The 22,506-nt window shown below is 60.6% G+C and carries 17 protein-coding genes and 1 pseudogene; 15 read left to right on the top strand and 3 right to left on the bottom strand.

What is annotated here, in order from left to right:
* The first annotated feature begins 78 nt into the window (after positions 1 to 78).
* From HMPREF2779_RS01830 to nrdR, 14 genes and pseudogenes are all read left to right on the top strand, one after another.
* Complete coding sequence (locus tag HMPREF2779_RS01830; RefSeq protein WP_105360673.1) at positions 79 to 2,250, top strand: FtsW/RodA/SpoVE family cell cycle protein; 2,172 nt, start codon at positions 79 to 81, stop codon at positions 2,248 to 2,250.
* Positions 2,251 to 2,460: 210 nt separating this feature from the next.
* A complete protein-coding gene (murG, locus tag HMPREF2779_RS01825) occupies positions 2,461 to 3,561 on the top strand; it encodes an undecaprenyldiphospho-muramoylpentapeptide beta-N-acetylglucosaminyltransferase (protein ID WP_199774547.1) in 1,101 nt (366 codons plus the stop codon).
* Entirely contained in the window at positions 3,561 to 5,060 is a 1,500-nt protein-coding gene (gene murC / locus HMPREF2779_RS01820) for a UDP-N-acetylmuramate--L-alanine ligase (protein WP_105360671.1), read from the top strand. The genes murG and murC overlap by 1 nt, the downstream gene beginning before the upstream one ends.
* Before the next feature lie 9 nt (positions 5,061 to 5,069).
* Entirely contained in the window at positions 5,070 to 6,767 is a 1,698-nt protein-coding gene (locus HMPREF2779_RS01815; protein WP_105360670.1) for a cell division protein FtsQ/DivIB, read from the top strand.
* Positions 6,768 to 6,963: 196 nt separating this feature from the next.
* Complete coding sequence (gene ftsZ / locus HMPREF2779_RS01810) at positions 6,964 to 8,154, top strand: cell division protein FtsZ (RefSeq protein WP_005507755.1); 1,191 nt, start codon at positions 6,964 to 6,966, stop codon at positions 8,152 to 8,154.
* A 149-nt stretch (positions 8,155 to 8,303) separates the two neighbouring features.
* Positions 8,304 to 9,152, top strand: coding sequence for a purine nucleoside phosphorylase YfiH/LACC1 family protein (locus HMPREF2779_RS01805; RefSeq protein ID WP_070687132.1), 849 nt, complete (start codon positions 8,304 to 8,306; stop codon positions 9,150 to 9,152).
* A gap of 35 nt (positions 9,153 to 9,187) precedes the next feature.
* Positions 9,188 to 10,021, top strand: coding sequence for a YggS family pyridoxal phosphate-dependent enzyme (locus tag HMPREF2779_RS01800; protein WP_070687130.1), 834 nt, complete (start codon positions 9,188 to 9,190; stop codon positions 10,019 to 10,021).
* An 805-nt stretch (positions 10,022 to 10,826) separates the two neighbouring features.
* Positions 10,827 to 11,138, top strand: a pseudogene (locus HMPREF2779_RS09095) (cell division protein SepF); the annotation flags it as partial.
* Positions 11,139 to 11,148: 10 nt separating this feature from the next.
* Positions 11,149 to 11,448: a YggT family protein gene (locus tag HMPREF2779_RS01790; RefSeq protein ID WP_049340717.1), complete on the top strand. Its 300-nt coding sequence runs from the start codon at positions 11,149 to 11,151 to the stop codon at positions 11,446 to 11,448.
* 467 nt (positions 11,449 to 11,915) lie between these two features.
* Positions 11,916 to 12,455 (top strand): DivIVA domain-containing protein, encoded by a 540-nt coding sequence (locus tag HMPREF2779_RS01785; RefSeq protein ID WP_049345219.1) that lies wholly within the window; start codon positions 11,916 to 11,918, stop codon positions 12,453 to 12,455.
* Between the two features lie 289 nt (positions 12,456 to 12,744).
* A complete protein-coding gene (lspA, locus tag HMPREF2779_RS01780) occupies positions 12,745 to 13,371 on the top strand; it encodes a signal peptidase II (RefSeq protein ID WP_105360669.1) in 627 nt (208 codons plus the stop codon).
* 122 nt (positions 13,372 to 13,493) lie between these two features.
* On the top strand, positions 13,494 to 14,480 hold the full coding sequence (locus HMPREF2779_RS01775; RefSeq protein ID WP_105360668.1) for an RluA family pseudouridine synthase: 987 nt from the start codon (positions 13,494 to 13,496) through the stop codon (positions 14,478 to 14,480).
* Positions 14,481 to 14,571: 91 nt separating this feature from the next.
* Positions 14,572 to 18,114, top strand: a complete 3,543-nt coding sequence (gene dnaE / locus HMPREF2779_RS01770) for a DNA polymerase III subunit alpha (protein WP_105360667.1) — start codon at positions 14,572 to 14,574, stop codon at positions 18,112 to 18,114.
* A 190-nt stretch (positions 18,115 to 18,304) separates the two neighbouring features.
* Complete coding sequence (gene nrdR, locus HMPREF2779_RS01765; protein ID WP_005506525.1) at positions 18,305 to 18,760, top strand: transcriptional regulator NrdR; 456 nt, start codon at positions 18,305 to 18,307, stop codon at positions 18,758 to 18,760.
* A 209-nt stretch (positions 18,761 to 18,969) separates the two neighbouring features.
* Here nrdR and ppgK read toward each other — a convergent pair whose 3' ends face one another.
* Together ppgK and map are read right to left on the bottom strand one after the other, a co-directional pair.
* A complete protein-coding gene (ppgK, locus tag HMPREF2779_RS01760) occupies positions 18,970 to 19,821 on the bottom strand; it encodes a polyphosphate--glucose phosphotransferase (protein WP_070687122.1) in 852 nt (283 codons plus the stop codon).
* Positions 19,822 to 19,968: 147 nt separating this feature from the next.
* The gene (map, locus tag HMPREF2779_RS01755) at positions 19,969 to 20,880 is read right to left on the bottom strand and encodes a type I methionyl aminopeptidase (RefSeq protein ID WP_105360666.1); all 912 of its coding nucleotides are present in this window, start codon (positions 20,878 to 20,880) and stop codon (positions 19,969 to 19,971) included.
* 269 nt (positions 20,881 to 21,149) lie between these two features.
* On the opposite strand from map, the gene HMPREF2779_RS01750 reads away from it, so the two are divergent.
* Positions 21,150 to 21,407 (top strand): hypothetical protein, encoded by a 258-nt coding sequence (locus tag HMPREF2779_RS01750; protein WP_105360665.1) that lies wholly within the window; start codon positions 21,150 to 21,152, stop codon positions 21,405 to 21,407.
* A 153-nt stretch (positions 21,408 to 21,560) separates the two neighbouring features.
* Here HMPREF2779_RS01750 and panB read toward each other — a convergent pair whose 3' ends face one another.
* Positions 21,561 to 22,475, bottom strand: a complete 915-nt coding sequence (panB, locus tag HMPREF2779_RS01745) for a 3-methyl-2-oxobutanoate hydroxymethyltransferase (RefSeq protein WP_070687120.1) — start codon at positions 22,473 to 22,475, stop codon at positions 21,561 to 21,563.
* Positions 22,476 to 22,506 lie beyond the last annotated feature (31 nt).

Genomic DNA, 22,506 nt, shown 5'->3' with positions numbered 1-22,506 from the left:
AACGGTGTCCCACCCCTGAACCTTTTTCGTGTATTCGCCACGACGGATCCGTGGCAGTTGAGGCCTATAGGAGGGCATGTGAGTACCAGCGCATCTTCGGCGCGTTCGGCTTCTTCGGCGCGTTCGACTACGAGTGGTCGTTGGGCGTCTTTGCGAGCCGGTTTGGAGGATTTCTCTGCGCCGTTCCGTGCTCGTGCCGGTAGGCTGTACCGTCGTGGTTTGAAGGCTGACCTGTGGGATGTGCCGGTGATGCTGCTGGTGACGACCCTGGGTCTGGCTATTTTTGGCTGCATTATGGTGCTGTCGGCGTCGAGCGTCACCATGATTTCGCAGGGGCAGTCGCCGTTCTCGCAGGTTTCGTCTCAGATTATGTTCTTGGTCGTGGGCGTTCTCGCGATGGCGGGTATTACGCGTATCCCTGTTGGGTATTACCACAAGAAGTCTGTGGTGTACGCGATGCTGATTGTCGCGTTGGTCATGCAGCTTGCTGTGGTGGTCGTTGGCGTTGAGGTGAACGGTAACCGTAACTGGTTGAAGATCCCCGGCATCGGACAGATCCAGCCGTCGGAGTTTTCGAAGCTGGCGATTATTATGTGGCTGGCGTGGGTGTACAGCCGTCACGGCGATATTTCTCGTAGTATTTGGCGCACGCTGTTCCCCTCGATTTATGGTGTGGGTGCCCTGGTGCTGCTGATTATGCTCGGTGGTGACATGGGTACCGCCATGGTGTATGGCTTCATTTTTGTGGGCATGATGTGGCTGGCGGGTGCTTCTCGCAGCTCGCTGCTGAAGATTGGCGGCGCGTTTGCGGTGTTGGCGCTGGTGGGTGTGCTCAGTAGCGCGAACCGTGTGGCTCGTATTTTCGGTATTTGGGGCTCGTGCACGAACGCTAACTGTGACCAGGCGAATTCTGGTGAGGTGGCGCTGACGACCGGTGGCTTCTTGGGTGTTGGTCTGGGCCAGTCGCGCCAGAAGTATAACTACCTGGCTGAGGCGCATAACGACTATATTTTCGCCATTATTGGTGAGGAGCTGGGTCTGCTGGGTACGCTGGCGGTTCTGCTGCTGTATGTGGGCCTGGTGTACTGCGCGGTTCGTATTATGCTGCGTACTACTGATCCGCTGGTGCGTTTGGCTACGGGCGGCATCATGATTTGGTTGACCTCTCAGGCGATTATCAATATGGGCATGGTGTCCCGTATTTTGCCGGTGATTGGTGTGCCTTTGCCGTTTGTCTCCTATGGTGGTTCGTCGCTGTTGTCCTCGTTGTTTGCGGCGGGTTTGTTGTTGGCGTTTGCGCGGCAGACTCCGTTGCGTGGCGCGACGAAACCGTCGAATATTGAGACCCAGAGCGCGCGTGAGGTTCGTCGTGAGAATGCTGAATGGCAGCGTCGTACGCCGTTGCAGGATGTGCTGAATCAGGAAGAGGCTGCTCGTGCGGCTGCTGGTGGCCACCTGTTGAAGGAACATAATCCTTTGAAGGTTGTTTTCGGTCCGGAGAGTACGTTGCGCCGTTGGTTGGGTTTTGCGCCGGATCAGCAGCGCGAGTTGTCTCGTGTGGCTCGTGAGCAGGAGCGCCAGGCCCGGGAGCAGGCTCGTCGCGAGGAGGAACAGGCTCGCCGGGAGGCGGCGCAGGCTCGAGAAGAGGCGCGTCTGGCTCGTGAGGAAGCGCGTCTGGCTCGTGAGGAAGCTGCCCGTGTGAAGGCGGAGCAGAAGGCTGAAGCTCAGAAGCAGAAGGCCTCGCAGAAACCTGCACCGCAGAAGCCTGCACCGAAGAAGGCAGCTCCGCAGAAGGCTCCCGCTCAGCCTCGTACCGGTCAGCAGACTCGTATTGCCCAGAAGAGTACTGCCTCTACTCGAGCGGCACAGGGTAAGCCTGCTCAGCCTCGTACTGCTCAGCCCCGTACCGCTCAGCAGCCTACTGCTCAGAAACCTGCTGCTCAGAAGCGAGTGCAGCAGGCTCGTGGTGCTCAGCCCCGTAGCGCACAGCACCGTCCGTCGGGTTCGCTACCTGCGGGTCTGCAGCCGCTGCATCCTGAGGATCGTCAGCGTCGTGCCCAGCGACAGGGCAATCCTCGACAGGGTAATCCTCGACAGGGCGCTCAACGTCAGGCAGCGCCGCGACAGGGCACCCAGGCAAAGGGTACTCAGGCCAAGGGCGCTCCGAAGAACAGCGCCCAGCAGGCGCAGCGTCCGGCTCAGGGCGCGGCTCGGAACTCGGATCAGCGCGGCACCCGTAAGCAAGGCTAAACCCCGCGGAACCCGCTCCGCGAAGCCTGCATATCGGGGGCTGAGATTCGGGGGAACGAGCTGCGGTTCGTGCCTCTACCCGTGATGAATATGTGCTGAATATAAGATAAAGCCCTCGCTATTGAGTTGTAGCTCAATGGCGGGGGCGCTCTTTTGAACAGGTGCGATAGCGTAAAATGATGCTGTACCGATGTGTTGGGAGAAAGACCTATGACGAAGAAGGCGCCCTCTATAGTCTTCGCCGGTGGTGGCACCGCCGGTCATATTAATCCGATGCTCGCGATTGCGCGTGCAGTTCGTGATCTTGAGCCGAACGCTAAGATTCTGATGCTGGGCACTGCGGATAAGATGGAAGCCGAGCTGGTTCCGGCAGCTGGTTTCGATATTGAGTTCATCCCTCGTGCGGCGTTCCCTCGTAGCATTAACCGTGCCGCTTTGGCTTTCCCCGCTAAGTTCTTTGGTGGCCTGTCGAAGACCCGCCGCATCCTCAAAGAAGCAGATGCAGACGTAGTTGTTGGCGTGGGCGGCTACGTGTGCCCGCCGGCGTATCTGTCGGCGTTGAGCGCTAAGATTCCCGTGGTGATTCATGAGGCGAACGCGAGGCCCGGTTTGGCAAACCGTCTGGGCGGTACGTTTGCTAAGTTCACCGGTGTGGCGTTCCCTAATACTCCTTTCCCGCGCGCGACCCTGGTGGGCATGCCGATGAAGGATGAGATTGCCTACCTGAACCGTGAGGCGCACCGTTCGAAGGCTCGCCGTAACCTGGGCCTGGACCCGCAGAAGCCGACCGTGATTGTGACCGGTGGTTCGCTGGGTGCGCAGAGCCTGAATAATGCGGTGGCGGCGTGCCGTGACCACTTTGCGGAGTGGGACTTCCAGATTCTGCATATTACCGGCAAGGGTAAGGCTGTTCTGGATGAGAACGGCGAGTTGTTGAGCGCCCCGAATTACCGTCAGATTGAGTTCAGCAACGGAATGCAGGATGTGTACGCTGCCGCTGATCTTCTGCTGGTGCGTTCGGGCGCGGCGACCGTCAGTGAGATTGCCGCTGTGGGTGTTCCCGCGATTTTTGTGCCGCTTCCTATTGGTAATGGTGAACAGGCTCTGAACGCTCGTTCTCTGGTGGAGGCGTCTGCGGCTCTGCTGATGAAGGATGCAGAGGTCACCGGTGAGTGGTTCGCCCGTGAGATTCCGGCTCTTATGGCGAACCCGGAGGAGCTGGAGCGCATGGGCGCTGCGGCGTATGAACTTGGTATCCGTGACGCGGCACGCGTTATGGCTGAAGCAGTATTGAAGGCAGCTGAGAAGTAATGACTGAATTGATGAATCTTGAGATGGTGTTGCCGGCACCGCTGAACCCGCCGTTCCCCGAGCGTGCGAAGATGAGCGAGTTGGGCCGTGTGCACTTCATCGGTATTGGTGGCGCTGGTATGAGTGCTATTGCCGCTCTGATGCTGCAGGCTGGTGTGACGGTGAGCGGTTCTGATCGTGCAGAGTCGGCTACTGTTGAGTCTTTGCGTGCTGCGGGTGCTCGTGTGGGTGTTCCTCAGCAGGCTGAGAACATTGTGGACGTTGATACCGTGGTGATTTCTACTGCGATTCGTGAGGATAACCCGGAGCTTGTTGCCGCTCGTGCGCAGGGTCTGCGTGTGCTGCATCGTTCTGAGGCGCTTGCCGCTGTGATGGGTGAGTCTCAGGTGGTTGCTGTTGCCGGTACTCACGGTAAGAGCACGACCAGCTCCATGATTTCTGTGATGTTTGATCAGCTGGGTGCGCAGCCGTCGTTCGCGGTGGGGACTGTGATTGCTGGTCGTGGCACGAACGCTCACCTGGGTGCTCAGGGCCCGGAGTCGATTTTTGTGGCTGAGGCTGATGAGTCGGACGGCTCGTTTGTGCGTTACCGCCCGGCTATTGCTGTGGTGACGAATGTTGAGCCGGATCACCTGGATTTCTATGAGACGGATGAGCGTGTCTTTGAGGCGTTCAACCGTTTTGTGGGTTCGCTGGCACCTAACGGTGTTGTGGTGACCTGCGCTGATGATGCGGGCGCGGCTGATCTGGCGGCTCGTTCTCGTGCGGCGGGTGTGCCCGTGGTGACTTACGGCGAGTCTGAGGGCGCTGACCTGCACATTAGTGAGATTACCAGCGCTGGTTCTTCCTCGTCGTCGCACCTGTTGTGGTCTTTTGAGTGCCGCGGTGTGCGTTATGAGGGTGAGCAGGATCTTGCGCTGAAGGTGCCCGGTATTCATAACCAGTTGAACGCTTCGGCTGCTTTTGCGTCGGCGTTGATCTCTGGTTACGAGGCAGCCGACATTGCTCGTGCTCTGGCTGAGTTTGTGGGCGCTGACCGCCGCTTCACCCTGCGTGGTGAGGTTGCGGGCGTGAAGGTCTTTGATGACTATGCGCACCACCCGACCGAGGTGTTCTGTGCCCTGGAGACGGGCCGTACCGTGGCTGATGGCCACAACTTGTACGTGATTTTCCAGCCGCACCTGTTCTCTCGTACTCGCGAGTTTGCAAAGGAGTTCGCGCAGGCCCTGTCGATGGCTGACCGTGCTCATGTGCTGGATATTTACCCGGCTCGTGAGCTGCCGATTGAGGGTGTGACCAGTGAGCTGATTACCGGTGCTGGTTTCTCTGAGGTTCGTTACGCTACCGCTGAGGACGCTATTGAGGATATTGTGACCTGCGCTCAGGATGGCGATATTGTGATGACCGTTGGCGCTGGCGATGTGACCGCTTTGGGTGCGCGTCTGCTGGAGTCCCTGGAAATCCGTCACGGTGGCGATTCGAAGAAGTCGGAGGCTTAGGCTGTGCCGATGAGTTCTGGTCTCTCTTCGGAGGGGTATTCCTCCTCGCGCGCACCGAAGGCTCCGCGTTCGCGTGCTCATTTGCGCGCCCAGCAGGTAGCTGAGAATGTGCAGGTTGAGGCTAAGAAATCTGAGCCTGTGCAGGCTGAATCTGCGCAGTCTCAGTCCGTGCAGTCTCAGACGGTGAAGGTTTCGGTAACAAAGGTTGAAGCCCCTCATGCTGAAGCCCAGCCGACTGGTGCTACGCAGACTAATGCCGTTAAGCCTGCTGTGTCTGCAACCTCCGAGGTTTCTGCCCAGCCTTCTGGCGCGCAGTCTGCCGCTACCCAGCCTTCCGCTACTCAGTCTTCGAGCTCCGTGCGACACATGCCGCGTAAGCCGGTGGTGCATAAGTCGCATAGCCAGAACGGTGCTGATTCTTCGGCTTCCAAGAGCGCTGCGGCGGTTCATTCTTCGGCACAGTCTTTGAAGGATTCGGTGCGTTCTGCGCTGATGACCGGTCGTACCGTGTCTGAGGTTGAGCACGCGCCTGAGCTGTTTGATGTTGAAGCGTATGAGGATTCCTCGTCGAAGACTTCATCCGCCAAGGGTGCCTCTGCTCAGAGCGGCTCTGCTCAGACTGCATCCTCGCAGTCGGTGAAGAGTGCAGGTAAAGGCAGCGATAAGGAAGCTGGCAAGAAGTCGGCGTCCACCGCTGATAAGGCATCTGCCGATTCTGCTGAATCTCGCGAAGAGTCTGCCGCTCAGAAGGCTAAAGAAAACGCCGAAGAAAGCGCTGATAAGGCCGGGGAGAAGGCTGTTGAAGAGCCTCGCCCCGCGAGCCGTTTTGGTCGTTGGCGTGCCGAGCGTGAGCAGCAGCGTGCCGCGGAGATTGAGAAGGAGCGCGAGCGTGCGAGCCGTCAGGCTCACCGTGAGCGTCTGCGTCAGGATCCGGGCCTGGACGGCCTGCGTGCTGAGGAACGCCCCCGTAAGGAGCGTGCGCCTCTGACTCGTGCCCGTAAGCTGCTGTACACCGCCTCGGTGCTGGCTATTATTGCGGTGCTGTACGTGGTGCTGGTCTTCTTCTCGCCCCTGTTGGCGACTCAGAAGATTACGGTGCGCGGCGCATCCCTGCTGGAAACTACTCAGGTGGAGCAGAAGCTGGAGCTTCTGCGCGGTGTTCCGCTCACTCGCATCGACGAGAAGAAGGTGCGTGAGCTGATTGGGCAGGATAATGTGATTCGTAGCGTGCAGGTGGAGAGCCGTCCGCCGCATGAGCTGATGGTGACTCTGAAGGAGCGTACCGCAGTTGCGGTTGTGAAGCAGGGCGATACGTACCATACTGTTGATAGCGATGGTGTGAGCCTTCTGGAGTCGGCAACTCAGCCCGATACGTCGGTGCCGCTGGTTCGTTTCAGCGGTGATGACCCGCAGACTTCGGCTGAGTTCCGCACTATTTCTACCGCGCTTTCGGCAATGCCCTCTGAACTTCTAGCTCAGGTTAAGGAAGCCGGCGCTACGTCAACCTCAAGTATCACTCTAACCTTGAGGGATAATACTACGGTGCAGTGGGGAACCGCTGAAGAGAGCGAGTTGAAGGCGAAGGTCCTGCTCTCCCTGCGCCAGGCTATTGCCAAACGTGCTCAGGAGGAGAAATCTTCCGAGGCACAGACGCAGAAGGTGACCGTCTATGACGTGTCTGCCCCGCGCGTACCGGTGACCCGTTAGGGGAACCATTCAGGCGCTTTATCCTCCCTTTTTGTGTGAAATCCGCAAAAAGAGGGGGTAATTGCGCTGTGTGACTAGGAACCGACAAAAACAGTTTGGTATCCTAGCAGATAAAGTCATTCTTTAGAGGAAACCTTCAGGCTTAGATTAAGCTGCGGGTCTTCCGAAGCTGGAACACGGAACAATCGAGGAATACATGGACGCTGGAACTCCCCAGAACTACTTGGCAGTCATCAAGGTCGTTGGTATCGGCGGCGGTGGCGTCAACGCAGTCAACCGCATGATTGAGGTTGGTCTGCGCGGCGTTGAGTTCATTGCTATCAACACTGACGCTCAGGCTCTGCTGATGTCCGATGCAGACGTTAAGCTGGACGTTGGTCGTGAGCTGACCCGCGGTCTTGGCGCGGGCGCAAACCCCGAGGTTGGCCGTCAGGCAGCCGAGGATCACGCGCAGGAAATTGAGGAAGTCCTCAAGGGCGCAGACATGGTCTTTGTGACCGCAGGTGAGGGTGGTGGCACCGGTACCGGTGGCGCACCTGTCGTGGCACGTATTGCCCGCTCCCTCGGTGCTCTGACCATTGGTGTGGTGACCCGCCCCTTCACCTTCGAAGGCCGTCGCCGCTCCAACCAGGCTGAGACCGGTATCGCTGCTCTGCGCGATGAGGTTGATACCCTGATCGTTATTCCGAACGACCGACTGCTGTCGATTTCGGATCGTAACGTCTCCATGCTGGACGCATTCAAGTCCGCTGACCAGGTTCTGCTCTCCGGTGTGCAGGGCATTACCGACCTGATCACCACCCCCGGCCTGATCAACCTTGACTTCGCTGACGTTAAGTCCGTCATGCAGGGTGCAGGTTCGGCTCTGATGGGTATCGGCTCGGCATCCGGTGAGGACCGTGCCGTGAAGGCAGCTGAGCTGGCTATCGCTTCGCCGCTGCTGGAAGCATCCATCGACGGTGCACACGGCGTTCTGCTGTCCATTCAGGGTGGCTCCGACCTGGGTCTGTTCGAGATCAACGAGGCTGCACGCCTGGTTCAGGAAGTTGCTCACCCCGACGCAAACATCATCTTCGGTGCGGTTATTGATGACGCACTGGGCGATGAGGCTCGCGTGACCGTGATTGCTGCTGGCTTTGACGCAGTGAACCCGGAGACCAACTCCAACGCTTCTACTGCTGCGGCTACTCAGGCTCAGCGCACCCAGGCATCCTTCGGCGGTTCCACTGCTGCGGCTGCTCCGGCTGCTAACGGCTACGGCTACAACGCACCCGCTGCTGCTCCGGCTTCCACCGGCGCTGCTGGCTTCGACGTTGACCTTCCCCCGGTTGTGGAGGAAGCTCCGGCTCGCCGCGACACCCTGGACGTCCCTGACTTCCTGAAGTAGTCTGCCCGGCTGTGAACGCATAGGCGTTGCACGGCTGAGAGTCTTATGAAGCTATAGGGGAGCTGAGAAACACGCACATTGTGCTGTTCTCGGCTCCCCTTTGCTATACCCGCCGTTATACCCGCTGACATCTGATGAAGGAATAGAAGATGAGCGATAACCCCAAAACTTCGCTGCTTGCCTCTGCCGCTACCCGCACCCTGGGTCCCTGGCGTGTGCGGGTGGGTTTCACCTCCCGCGCGGCGGGCAACCTGGGCCTGCATGTGGATGATGAGCTCGGCGGCGGTATGGATGCCTCCCTGGTGCGCACCCTCAACCACCGTGCCGCGCTGGAGGAAGCGCTGGGTACCGAGCCGTTCTTCTACCTGAACCAGGTGCACGGCGTGCAGATTGCCTACCCGGAAGATTATGAAGTGGAATCCTGCGCACCCGGTGCCCCGCAGGAGCGTACGGTTGAGCGTGCCCGCGCGGTGCTGGAGAACTCCCCGGTCGCCGATGCGGCGATTAGCAGTGAGGGCGTGCCCCTGGCGATTATGGTTGCCGATTGCATCCCCGTGGTGCTGGTGGGTGAGCGGGTCGCGAACTGGCAACCGATCCTGGCGGTGGCTCACGCTGGCCGCCGCGGCCTGCTTGACGGCGTGCTCCAGCAGACCGTGCAGCGGATGCGTCAGCTCGGCGCGGAGAAAATTACCGCCTGGCTGGGTCCGAGCATTTGCGGTAGCTGCTACGAGGTGCCCGAGGCGATGCGCATCGAGTCCACCGAACTGATTCCGCAGGTGCATTCGGTGACCAGCCAGCAGACCCCCGGCCTGGACCTGCCCGCCGGTGCCCGCGCCGTGCTCGAGGAGGCGGGCGTGCAGGTGAGCATGGACTGTGCGCAGTGCACGTTTGAGGAGCCCGAGGTGTATTCGCATCGCGGGTTCACGAACCGCGGTGAGAAGCCGGGCCGTATCGCGGGTCTGGTGTGGATCGAGAAGGCGGCAGAGCCTGCCGCCTAGAGCTGCTAAAGATAGAATCCGCTGAAGGAGAGAAGATGTCTGAAATGAACGTAGAAGAGAACCTGCAGTACACTCCCGAACGTGCCGAGCAGCTGCTGCAGAACTACCGCCGAGTGCTTGAGCGTATCCGCGCCGCGGAGCAGGACCACAGCGCAGTGCGTACCGAGGCGAGCGCCCCGGTGCAGCTGGTGACGGTCACGAAGTTCTTCCCCGCCTCCGACGCGGCGGCGCTGCTGGATGGGGGAGTGACTCTCTTCGGTGAGAACCGCGACCAGGAGGCGAGCGCGAAGGCTCGTGAGCTCGCCGCATACTGTGCCCAGCGTGAGGTGCAGCCCCCGCACTGGGCGTTTATTGGCCAGTTGCAGACGAACAAGGCGAAGTCTGTGGTCAAGTATGCCTCCAGCGTGCATTCGGTGGACCGCCCCTCCCTGGCAGACGCGCTGGCGAAGGCGTACGCAAACCAGCTGGCACGCTTTGAAGCGGGGGAGGCGCCCGCACCCGCGGCGGCGGAGCAGGGCGCGCTGACCTGCCTGGTGCAGGTGTCCCTGGCGGAGGTCGCGACGGCTGGCCACGCCGCTGAGGGCGCGCGCGGTGGTACGAGCGCCTCCGAGCTGCTGGAGCTGGTGGAACGCATCGAGAACCACGAGCATCTGCGTTGTGGCGGTGTGATGGCGGTGGCGCCGCTGGGCATGAACCCGGATGCGGCGTTTGAGAAGCTCTACGGTTTGGCGTCGCTGGTGCGTGAGCAGGTGCCGCACGCGACCGAGATTTCTGCCGGTATGAGCGGGGATTTGGAGGCGGCGGTGCGTTGGGGTTCGACCTGCGTACGCGTGGGTAGCGACATCATGGGTAAGCGCCCGGCGCTTTAGCCTCGCCTAAGCTACGTGCCGTGCGTTGCCCTTTCGAGCCCTGGGCTATTTTTCGAGCGCTGGGCTGCTTTCGGTGCAGACCTGCGGCATAATCATCGGTGCCCTTGACCGCCTGCGCGGGGTGGGCGCTGGTAATATATACATGCCGGTGCATGGCGTACCGTCACGCACTCACCTTCTGACGAAGCACCACGGCAGACCCTGTACATCACAAGCAAAGAACAGCGAGAGAATCATGGCGAAGCAAAGCCGTCTGGCGGGTTTCCTCGGCCTGGAACGATACCAGGACGCCGAGGCGACGCCGGAAGAATCCCCGCAGGCTGTGCAGGCTGACACCCGCAAGGAGGCGAATGCCTCCGCAAGGCAGGCTGCTACAGCACAGAAGACCGACAGCGCCAACAGGCTCTCAGCACTGCCCGGCTCGGCACAGTACAGCGTCGCCGAGTCGCAGAGCGAAACCTACCACCCGCAGGACGAACCCGCCTATACTGAACAGGAAGAGTACCTGCAGGCTGATAGCTACGATGACGGTACAGAAACCGAGTATCTGGACGCAGAAGAATCTGCCGACGGACGAGCAACCGTAGATGCAGCGGCATACGCCACCGCTCATACACCTGAAACCACAGCTGATCTGGCAGAAACCGAGCAGACTTGGGACGACGTCAGCGCAGACAATTGGGAGGAAACCCCGGTGCCGAATACCGAATATACCGAGCAGTACGCCGAGACGTACTCCAACGACGGCTACTACGACCAGGGCTACGAGCCCGAAGAAACCAACGGATACACCTACGGTTACGAGGAAGAAGAGGACGAATTGCGTCGCATCACCACTATCCACCCCCGCTCCTACAATGACGCAAAGATCATTGGTGAGGCATTCCGCGAGAACATCCCCGTGATTATGAACGTGGAAGAAATGCCTGACGCAGACGCAAAGCGCCTGGTGGACTTCGCATCCGGTCTGGCATTCGCACTGGAAGGCCGCATTGAGCGCGTCACCGCTAAGGTGTTCCTGCTGACCCCCTCCAACCTGGAGGTTCTGGGTGTGGCTAACTCCGAGGTTCCCGCCGGCTTTGAGACCGACGGCGAATTCCCCTTCGACCAGGGCTAAGGACTGATAGATGGGTTATATTTTCGCCCTCATTACGATTGTCGTCTACGTTCTCTACATTGCGATGTTGCTGCGCATGCTCTTTGACTGGGTGCGCATGTTCGCTCCGGAGTGGCGACCCAAGGGCATTGTGTTGCTCTTCGCCAGCGGCGTGTATGCGGTGACTGACTGGCCGATGAACCAGCTGCGCCGCCTGATCCCGCCGGTTCGTGTGGGTAACGTTGCGTTGGACACCGGCTTCCTGATTCTGATTGTTCTGTTGTCTTTGCTGCTGAGCATCATGATGCGGATGACCGCGACCTTCTCGTAAGCGCGTACTCCGCTAAGAGACGACAGCTGACGAGCACAAACGATAGACCCCCGCCTGCTTGACCCGTTCACGGGTTGAGTACAGAGCGGGGGTTTTCTGTACCTGTGTTCTGTACCTGTGTTCAGTACCTGTGTTCTATCTGGGGAGCGTCAAAATGCCGTCTCGAAAACCTTCTCAAAATGCACCGCAGGGCAGAAAATACAAGGGCGATAGCGGGGACTAGGGCGGATATTAGACGTGGTGAATCCCACCCTAGCGCAGAGCGAATATTTTACGATTCAACCGACGTATAACCGGGCACAGAAACCAAAGAATAGTAGAATTGGTGCCAACGACTGCATCGCGGCATGACCATGCCCTGAATCATCGGGACCCTGAAATATTGGGGCCACGCCCTATCTGGCTGGTGAATCCGCGGCACTCAACATCACCACCAAACCCCGTAGGGATACCCAGAGGAGAAGCCCATGGCAATCACCCCCGAAGACCTGATCACTAAGAGCTTCAAAATCGTAACCGAAGAGTCCGGTTACGACCGCAACGAGGTCGATGACTTCCTGGACGAGCTTGTTGTCGAACTGCGCGCACTCTACTCCGAGCGTGACGCCCTGGAACGTCAGGTTGAGCAGCTCTCTGCAAACGCACCCGATTCTCCGGCAGCGGCTGTAGCACCCGCACAGTCCTCGGCGGCATCGGCTGCACCTCAGGACGCGGCGGCGCTACTCGCCATGGCACAGAAGGTTCACGACGACTACGTGGCACAGGGCGAGAAGGCTAAGGCTGAACTGCTCGAAGAGGCAGAGAGGAAGGCAGACGCTATGGTGAGCGAAGCTCAGCAGCAGCGCGAAGAGGTTCTCTCCCGCCTCACCGACGAGAAGGAAGAGCTGGAGATCGCTGTTGAGGCTCTGCGTGGCTTCGAGAGCCGCTACCGCTCCAAGCTGCTGCAGCACCTGGACGCACAGGTTCAGGAGCTGAAAAACCTCAAGTCCATCGAGGCTTCCGCATAAATCAGTGTGCCTAAATAAGCTAACGACGCTTTGAAGCGTATGCCGCCCGGATTCTTTCTCTTCCACCGCTATTCACCGGGGAAGATCGAAAGAACCGGGCGGTATTCTCATGCCCGCCCGGCACGGCCTAAAAACCCAGCGTGCGAAGCGGGGGAGAGTAACCGCCACATCACCCCCGAATACTCGATGCGCTACCCCGATTTGCTAAGCTAGAGGGGCACTACCGAACGCGAGCGCGCCCTGCCTCCGTACCGTAGGCGCAACAACCGGCACAGACTAGAGGAGAGCTATGACCAACACCCCCAAGACTGCTGAATCCTCAGTCGCACAGGCTAGCGATAACGCCGCTGAAAACACCACCGAAGAAGCTACTGGACGCCGCGTGCGCATCCTTACTGGACGCTCCGCGGGGATTCTCGCGCTCGTGCTCGCCGCCGTCGTGTTCGCTATCGACCAGGGCACCAAATACCTGGTCGTGACCCAGATGCAGTTGGGAGAGCGCATCACCGTCATTGACGGGCTTCTGTGGTGGTACTCGATTCGTAACTCCGGCGCCGCATTCAGCATGGGCGAGAACGTCACCTGGATCTTCACCCTCGTCATGGTCGCCGCCGCAGCCGTGGTGCTCTACCTGCTGCGCCGCACCCGCGCCCTGTCCTGGACCCTCGCGCTAGGCGGTCTGCTTGGCGGTATCTGCGGCAACCTTTTCGACCGTCTCTTCCGTGAGCCCGGCTTCGGTTCCGGCCACGTGGTCGATTTTATTTCCGTGCCGAACTTCGCGATTTTCAATATTGCAGACTCTGCAATCTGCGTGTGCATGGCGTTCATCGTGCTGCTGAACTTCAAGGGTCTGAACCTCAACGGAACCCGTGTGCAGGCTGACGACAAGAATGCGGCAGGGAAGAGCGCCAAGTAGCTCCCCGTTCCGGCATACGCGCCGACGGTTACGTTGCCGACACACGTGCCTACTAAGACGTTCTCACACAGACGACCCCTCACACAGACAACCAAAGCAAACACCACCCGAAGGAGAGCCGCATGAGCGAAACCACCAACGCCGCCGAAGATTCGGCACGCATCCGCGCCGAATTCACCGTTGAAGGCGCGCTCGCCGGTATGCGCCTGGACGCCGCGCTCGCCGGTGCCCTCGACGCGCCGCGCACCCGAACCTCCGGGTGGATTCGTGACGGCCACGTGACCGTGACCAACAACGGCAAGGCCGTGAAAATTGGTAAGTCATACAAGCTGTCCGCAGGGGACGAGGTCGTCGTCGATGCACCCGCACCGCGCGATCTGGCGGACATCCGCCCCGAAAAGGTGGATGGCTTCCGCATCGTGCACCTGGACGACGACATCGTTGTGGTGGACAAACCCGCAGGCGTGGCGGCACACCCCTCACCCGGCTGGCACGGCCCCACCGTCATTTCCGCGCTCATGGGCGAGGGCATTTCGGTTGCTACCTCCGGCGCGGCAGAGCGCCAGGGCATTGTGCACCGCCTGGACGTGGGCACCAGCGGCCTGATGGTCGTAGCCCGCAGCGAACGCGCCTACACCGAACTCAAGCGAGCCTTCAAGGAACGCACCGTGGACAAGGTCTACCACACCCTCGTGCAGGGTCTGCCCGACCCGCTGCGCGGCACCATTGACGCACCCATCGGTCGCCACCCCGGCAACGAGTGGAAGTTCGCCGTGGTTGAAGACGGCCGCAACTCCATCACCCACTACGATGTGCTCGAAGCGTTCGGCCCCGCATCCCTGGTGGAGGTGCACCTGGAAACCGGACGCACCCACCAGATTCGTGTGCACTTCTCCGCGTTGCGCCACCCCTGCTGCGGCGACCTGACCTACGGGGCCGACCCGCGCTTCAGCGCCGAACTGGGTCTGACCCGACAGTGGCTGCACGCGCACCGCCTGGGCTTCGATCACCCCAGCACCGGTGAGCGCGTGACCTTCACCAGCGAGTACCCGCTCGACCTGTCCTACGCGCTGACCGCTCTGCGCGAGGGTAAGGTTCAGCTCGGCTAGACAACCCGGCTAGGTATAGCCGTCCGCGGACCGCCGCACACAGCTTCACATTCACCGCCCATCCTCCAGCCCACATCATCAGGAGATATCCGTGGCAACCAAAGATTTTGCGCACCTGCACGTGCACACCGAGTACTCCATGCTCGACGGCGCCGCGCGCCTGGGTGACCTGTTCACCCACGCTAAAGAACTCGGCATGAAGTCCATGGCGACCAGTGACCACGGCTTCCTCTTTGGCGCCTTCGACTTCTGGCGCCAGGCTAAGGCGCACGACATCAAGCCCATTATCGGTGTGGAGGCGTACCTGACCCCCGGCACGCACCGCACCGACCGTTCGCGTGTGCGCTGGGGCGACGGCTCCCGCGACGACGTGTCCGGTGGTGGCGCGTACACCCACATGACCATGTGGGCTGAAACCACCGAGGGCATGCACAACCTGTTCCGCGCCTCCTCGATTGCGTCGCTGGAAGGTCAGCTGTACAAGCCGCGTATGGACCGCGAGGTGCTGCAGACCTACTCGAAGGGCCTGATTGCCACCACCGGCTGCCCCTCCGGTGAGGTTCAGACGCGCCTGCGCCTGGGCCAGTTTGACGAGGCGGTCCAGGCGGCGAGTGAATTCCGCGATATTTTCGGTAAGGATAACTTCTACTGCGAGGTCATGGATCACGGCCTGGATATTGAACGCAACGTCCAGGAGGATCTGCACCGTCTCGCCAAGAAGCTGAACCTGCCCTTCGTCGCCACCAACGACCTGCACTACACCCGCCAGGAAGACCACACCGCCCACGCGGCGCTGCTGTGCGTGCAGTCCGGCTCGACCCTCACCGACCCCAAGCGCTTCAAGTTCGACGCGGATAACTTCTACCTGCGCTCGGCAGAAGAAATGTACGCCCTATTCGGCGACATTCCCGGTGCCTGCGAGAACACCCTCGAAATCGCTGAACGTTGCAACGTGGAGTTCAACACCAAGGCGAACTACATGCCGAACTTCCCCGTGCCCGAGGGTGAAAACGAGGAATCCTGGTTCGTGAAGGAAGTTGAAAAGGGCCTGCACTATCGCTTCCCGCAGGGTATCCCTGATGTTGTGCGTAAGCAGGCGGAGTACGAGGTGGGGGTTATTACCTCCATGGGCTTCCCCGGCTACTTCCTCGTGGTCGCCGACTTCATCAACTGGGCAAAGCGCAACGGCATCCGCGTGGGTCCGGGCCGTGGCTCCGGTGCAGGCTCGATGGTGGCGTACGCGATGCGCATTACCGAGCTGAACCCGCTCGACCACGACCTGATTTTCGAGCGATTCCTCAACCCCGACCGTGTCTCCATGCCCGACTTCGATGTGGACTTCGACGATCGTCGCCGCGGCGAGGTCATCGACTACGTGACCGATAAGTACGGTGAGGACAAGGTCGCGCAGATTGTCACCTTCGGCACCATTAAGGCGAAGCAGGCGCTCAAGGACGCCTCCCGCGTGATGGACCAGCCGTACTCGGTGGGCGAGCGCCTCACCAAGGCGATGCCGCCGGACGTCATGGGTAAGAACATCGCCCTGGCGAACGTGTACAACGAAGAGGATAAGCGTTACGCCGAGGCGGCAGATTTGCGTGCCCTCATTGAGGACCCGGTCGATAAGATTTACGGCCAGGTGTTTGAAACCGCGAAGGGCTTGGAGGGTCTGAAGCGTCAGTGGGGCGTGCACGCTGCGGGCGTGATTATGTCCAGCAAGGACCTGATAGACGTGATTCCCGTGATGCGCCGCGAGGCCGACGGCCAGGTCATCACCCAGTTCGATTACCCCACCTGTGAGGGCCTGGGCCTGATTAAGATGGACTTCTTGGGTCTGCGTAACCTCACCATCATCTCTGATGCGGTGGAGAACATTAAGGCTAACCGAGGCATCGACCTGGACCTTGAATCCCTCTCGCTGGACGACCCGGAATCGTACCGTCTGCTGGCGCGCGGCGACACCCTCGGCGTGTTCCAGCTCGACGGCGGCCCGATGCGCTCGCTACTCAAGCTCATGGAGCCCGAGGAGTTCGAGCACATTTCGGCAGTGTTGGCGCTGTACCGTCCCGGCCCGATGGGCGCAAACTCGCATACCAACTACGCTCTGCGTAAGAACGGTAAGCAGGAGATCGAGCCAATCCACCCTGAGCTGGAAGAGCCGCTGAAGGATATTCTGGACACCACCTACGGCCTTATTGTGTATCAGGAGCAGGTTATGGCGATTGCTCAGAAGGTCGCGAACTACACTCTGGGTGAGGCAGACTTGCTGCGCCGTGCGATGGGTAAGAAGAAGAAGGCGGAGCTGGATAAGCAGTACGCTACCTTCCACGACGGCATGATTTCTAACGGCTACTCTGAGGGCGCTATTAAGGCGCTCTGGGATATTCTGCTGCCGTTCTCTGACTACGCGTTCAACAAGGCGCACACGGCTGCGTACGGTCTGGTGTCGTACTGGACGGCGTACCTGAAGGCGCATTACCCGCAGGAGTACATGGCTGCGCTGCTGACCAGCGTGGGCGATAACAAGGACAAGCTCGCGCTGTACCTGAACGAGTGCCGCGCCATGGGCATTACCGTGCTCGCACCGGATGTGAACGAATCCACCCTGACCTTCGCCCCTGTCGGTGACGATATCCGCTTCGGTATGGGCGCGATTCGTAACGTGGGCGCGAACGTGGTCGAAGGCATGATTGCCGCCCGCGAGGAGAAGGGCCGCTATGAGTCCTTCAACGACTTCCTGAAGAAGGTGCCGCTGCAGGTGTGCAATAAGCGCACCATCGAGTCGCTCATTAAGGCAGGCGCTTTCGACGACCTGGGCCATACCCGCCGTTCGCTGTCCCTCATTCACGAGGCGGCAGTGGACGCAGCCGTGGCGGTCAAGCGTAAGGAAGCGGCGGGTCAGTTCGACCTCTTCGGCTCCCTCGGTATGGACGATGCTCTCGGCGACGAGCTGACGGTGACCATCCCCGACGTGCCCGAGTGGGACCGCCGCGAGAAGCTGAACTTTGAGCGTGACATGCTGGGCCTGTACGTTTCGGACCACCCGCTGCGCGGCCTGGAACGTGCGCTCTCGGATGCCGCAAGCCATTCGGTGCACGACATCATCGGTGAAGACTCGCACGTGCGCGACGGCGAAACCGTCACCATTGCGGGTATGCTCACCGGCGTTTCACGCCGTATTGCCAAGTCCAGCGGTAACCAGTACGCCTCCGTGGAACTGGAAGACCCCTCGGGTGCAACCATTACGGTCATGTTCTTCTCCCGCGCCTACGAGACGATGGGCGCTGCCCTGGCGGACGACCTCATCTGCTCGATTCGTGGCCGCGTGCAGCGCCGCGACGACGGCAGCGTGAACATGAGCGCGCAGGAACTGCAGATCCTGGAAATCAGCGATGACGGCCGCGCCGCACCCATCACTATCGTGGTACCCGAGTACCTGGTGACCGAGGCGAACCTGAAGGAGCTGAAGGAGACCCTGCGCGACCACAAGGGCACCGCGGATGTGCGCATGCTCGTGCGCACCCGCGATAAGGAGCAGCTGGTGCTGCTGGATGCGAGCGTGCGCGTGGAGCCGAACCCGAGCCTCTTCGGTGAAATCAAGACGATTTTCGGTCCGAGCTGCATTCGACGCTAAACAACGCACGCTAACAACGCACAACCCCCGCTGAGGGGAACGACAGGGTGGATTCTGCATAGCAGAGTCCACCCTGAGCGTATATTCACTCACAACATACGGTGTATCCGCTCTATATCACGGTAGAATAGGTATAAATATTCTTGAGCGCTGTATACGCGGGCGCTAGCGCCCAGCCAAGGAGAAACGAATGTACTGCCCCTATTGCAAGCACACCGACTCGCGCGTGGTGGATTCCCGCACCACCGATGACGGCGCCGCAATTCGCCGCCGCCGCCAGTGCACCTCCTGCGCTCGCCGCTTCACGACCGTTGAAACCACCACCATTTCGGTGATTAAGCGTTCCGGCGTGACCGAGCCTTTTGACCGTTCGAAGATTGCCGCCGGCGTGCGTAAGGCATGCCAGGGCCGCCCCGTGGGTGAGGATGATTTGGCGAAGCTCGCCCAGGAGGTTGAGGAGCTGATTCGTGCCCGCGGTTTGGCGGAGATTAACGCGCACGAGGTGGGTCTGACCATCCTGGAGCCGCTGTCGAAGCTGGACGCGGTTGCCTACCTGCGTTTTGCGAGCGTGTACCAGGCGTTTGAGAACCTTGAGGACTTTGAGGAGGCGATTGCGCGTCTGCGTGAGGACCGCATCGCCCAGTAACTAGCTAGCACAGCCACTAGCTAACCCAGTAGCTAATGAGCTCAGCCGCCGCTACATGAGCGGCGGCATACAGAAGGGACCGCCTTCCGAATGATTCGGAAGGCGGTCCCTTCGTACGTATGTGAAGCGCTATCCGAGGCGGATAGCAGGAAGCAAACCCTTACGCTTCGCCGCGGCGCTGACGCGGCCGCGGGTGGGTTGAGGAGACCTTACGCTTCGCCGCGGCGCTTGCGTTCCTGCAGCATGCCGCCAGCCCACAGTGCCGCACCCACAATACCCGCGTTGTTACGCAGGGCAGCCATGACCATGGGGGTACGAATCTGATCCTCAAAGTAAGGCATGAACTTCTCCGGGTTCTTGGAGATGCCGCCGCCAATGATGAACAGGTCGGGGGAGAAGAGCATCTGAACGTGCTCGAAGTAGCGGTACAGGCGCTTGCCGTACTTCTTCCAGGACAGCTCGTGCACCTCTCGGGCACGGGCAGAAGCCTGAGACTCGGCGTTGTGGCCGTCGATCTCCAGGTGGCCCAGCTCGGTGTTCGGGATTAGCACGCCGTCGTTGATGAGGGCGGAGCCGATGCCGGTGCCCAGGGTGATGACAGCAATCAGGCCGTCACGGTTACGGCCCTGGCCGTAGGTTGCCTCAGCCAGACCGGCTGCGTCAGCGTCATTGAGGCCGTAGACGGTGCGGCCGTCCAGCGCCTCGCTCATGACCTGCTCCAGGTCGGTGTTAATCCAGGAGTCGTCCACGTTCGCTGCGGAGAAGACCATGCCGTTCTTCACCACTGCGGGGAAGTCGATGCCGACAGCCGACTCGGGATCCGGTGCCAGGTCGCGGCCCTGCAGCTCGTCGACTACGCGGCGTACGACCTCAGCCACAGCCTCGGGGGTTGCGGGCTTGGGGGTGTCGATGCGGAAGCGGTCGGACACGAGGTCGCCGGTGCGCAGGTCAACGATGCCGCCCTTAATACCGGTGCCTCCAATGTCCACACCGATCTGCAGGTCCTTGGGGGTGGGGGCGGGCAGCTCGTTGATGACGCCGGGTTCTGCGTATTCGCTCATGGTTTTCTCTCTTTCGCCCGCGCCTTCGCCGTGCAATCGGGTGAGTGGGCGGGCTTGTCAGTGGGTGAATTGATATAAAAGTGAGGTGCTGGGCTCGTACCTGCACAAGTCGTATCAGCACAAGCAGGAAACCCAGAGGGCTGCGGATTAGGGCAGGGTCAGGATGTCCGCGCCGTCAGCGGTCACCACGAGGGTGTGCTCGAACTGCGCGGTGCGCTTGCGGTCGCGGGTGACCACGGTCCAGTCGTCGTCCCACAGGTCCCATTCGATGGTGCCGAGGGTCAGCATGGGCTCGATCGTGAAAATCATGCCCTCACGGATCTCGGTGTCGTAGGCGGGTGCCGCATCGTAATGGGGGATGATGAGGCCCGAGTGGAACTCGCGGCCCACACCGTGACCGGTGTAGTCGCGAACCACACCGTAGCCAAAGCGGGCAGCGTACTTCTCAATGACGCGACCAATCACGTTGATCTGGCGGCCCGGCTTCACAGCCTTAATCGCACGGTTCAGGGACTCTTCGGTGCGCTCAACCAGCAGGCGGGACTCTTCGTCCACGTTGCCGACGAGCAGGGTCTTGTTGGTGTCGCCGTGCATGCCGTCCAGGTATGCGGTGACGTCCAGGTTGAGGATGTCGCCGTCCTCCAGCACGGTGGAGTCCGGGATGCCGTGGCAGATGACCTCGTTCAGGGAGGTGCACACGGACTTGGGGTAGCCGCGGTAATCCACGGTGGAGGGGTACGCGCCGTGGTCGCAAATGTACTCGTGGACCAGCACGTCAATCTCGTCGGTGGTGGTGCCGGGCACGCAAATCTTGGATGCTTCAACGATGGCGCCTGCCGCAATCTTGCCGGCTGCGCGAACCCGCTCAACTTCCTCGGGGGTGTACATGTTCGAGTCGTTACCCTCGTTGGCGGTGGGCTTACCCACGTACTCGGGGCGAACAATGTGCGAGGGGACCGGGTGCATGGGGGTGATGCGTCCGGGGGTCAGACAACCGACGGGTGCTCGACCGGGCTCTGCGGGAAGATTGTGCGAAGTATTCGTTTTGGTTGAAGACATAGTTTCATCTTACCGGGCGTGGGCGGGTTGTGTCGCTTGCTCAGGCGCTAAAAAGCGGCGGATACACAAGCCGTACCTTTTTCCCAGATTGTGAATAAAATTTCATGCACGCTGGAGGCAAAAACTGTGAGGGCGGAAAGCCGGGGTGGAAGGCAGCAGCGGAAGACCGCGGAGGGGAAACGCCGTGAGAAGCTCCACCCGCCTCATTGCCACGAACCTATGCGCGTGAGAAGCTAGAAACACCAACCCCTCACCGTCGAAGGAGAACCATGAGCCACCACAAGCACCGCCTGAGCGAAGCCATCGAATCGGCGGTCGAAAAGACCCTGCACGCTGCCACCGACGCTACCAGCGCCCACGAAGAAGAGTACTGGTACAACCTCAAAACCGGCGAGGTTGAACGCGGCCAGCAGAGCGCCGTCACCTCCCTGTGGGGCCCCTTCAAAACCTACGAGGAGGCGGCACACGCCATGGACCGCGCCCGCGAACGCAATGACGCCTGGGAAAAGGACGGCGGCTGGCTCTAAAGCACGAGCACCCTCAGCCTTGCTCAACGCCCTCAGCCTTGCTCAAGGCGCACGCCGCCCAACAGACATACAGCCTGAGATGAAAGACCCCCGCACCCGGCGCACCGGATACGGGGGTCTTTCTTCATCAAGCTTTTCTTCTCAGCCTAAAGCCTACTCAAAAGTGTGCTCAGCCGCCGGGAACTCACCCGAACGCACCTGATCGCGATAAGCACGCGCAGCGTCCTCCATGACCTGACCGACCTGCGCAAACTGCTTCACAAAACGCGGTACGCGACCGGCGCGAACACCCATCATGTCCTGCCACACCAGCACCTGACCGGTGGTCACATTCGAGGCACCAATGCCGATAGTCGGCACAGCGCCCACAGCCTCATCCACCAGCTGCGCAGTCTGGGTAGTCACCATCTCCATGAGCACGCAGAACGCGCCAGCCTCAGCCAGTGCCACCGCATCCTCACGAACACGCTCAGACGCATCACCGCGACCCTGCACACGGAAACCGCCCAGGGCATGCTCCGACTGCGGAGTGAAACCAACATGCGCCACCACCGGAATGCCGGTACGCACCAGGGCACGAACCCACTCAGCCATCGAGGCATCCGCCTCAATCTTGACCGCGTGCGCGCCGCCCTCCTTCATCATGCGAACAGCGCTCGCCACCGCCTGCTGCGGGGACTGCTCATAAGAACCAAACGGCAAATCAGCAACCACCATGGCGCGGGATGCACCGCGAGAAACCGCCGCAACCAGCGGAATCATCTCATCCAGGGTAATGGTTAGGGTCGACTCGTAGCCGAGCACCACATTCGCCGCCGAATCGCCCACCAGCAGCATGTCGATGCCGGCGCGATCAAAAATCTGCGCCGTCAGAGCGTCATAACAGGTCAGCATGGAGAACTTCTGACCGGTCGCCTTAGCCTGAGCCAGGTGAACGGTACGCACCTTCTTGACGCTGTCCAGGTCAAAAGGCTTCGATGCAGAAGCAGTCGCGGGAACAGCCGCAGAGGTAGCGGCAGGCTGTGCCGCGTAGGGCGAAGAGATCTCGGAAGAACGCTCAGTAGTCATGCTGACTATTCTAACCCTGCACGGCTCCAAC

Origin of the sequence: Rothia sp. HMSC069C03 (genome assembly GCF_001811075.1) — a bacterium.
Lineage (GTDB): Bacteria > Actinomycetota > Actinomycetes > Actinomycetales > Micrococcaceae > Rothia > Rothia mucilaginosa.
The sequence above is the reverse complement of the archived record's forward strand: the minus strand, read 5'-3'. Positions and strand labels throughout refer to the sequence as shown.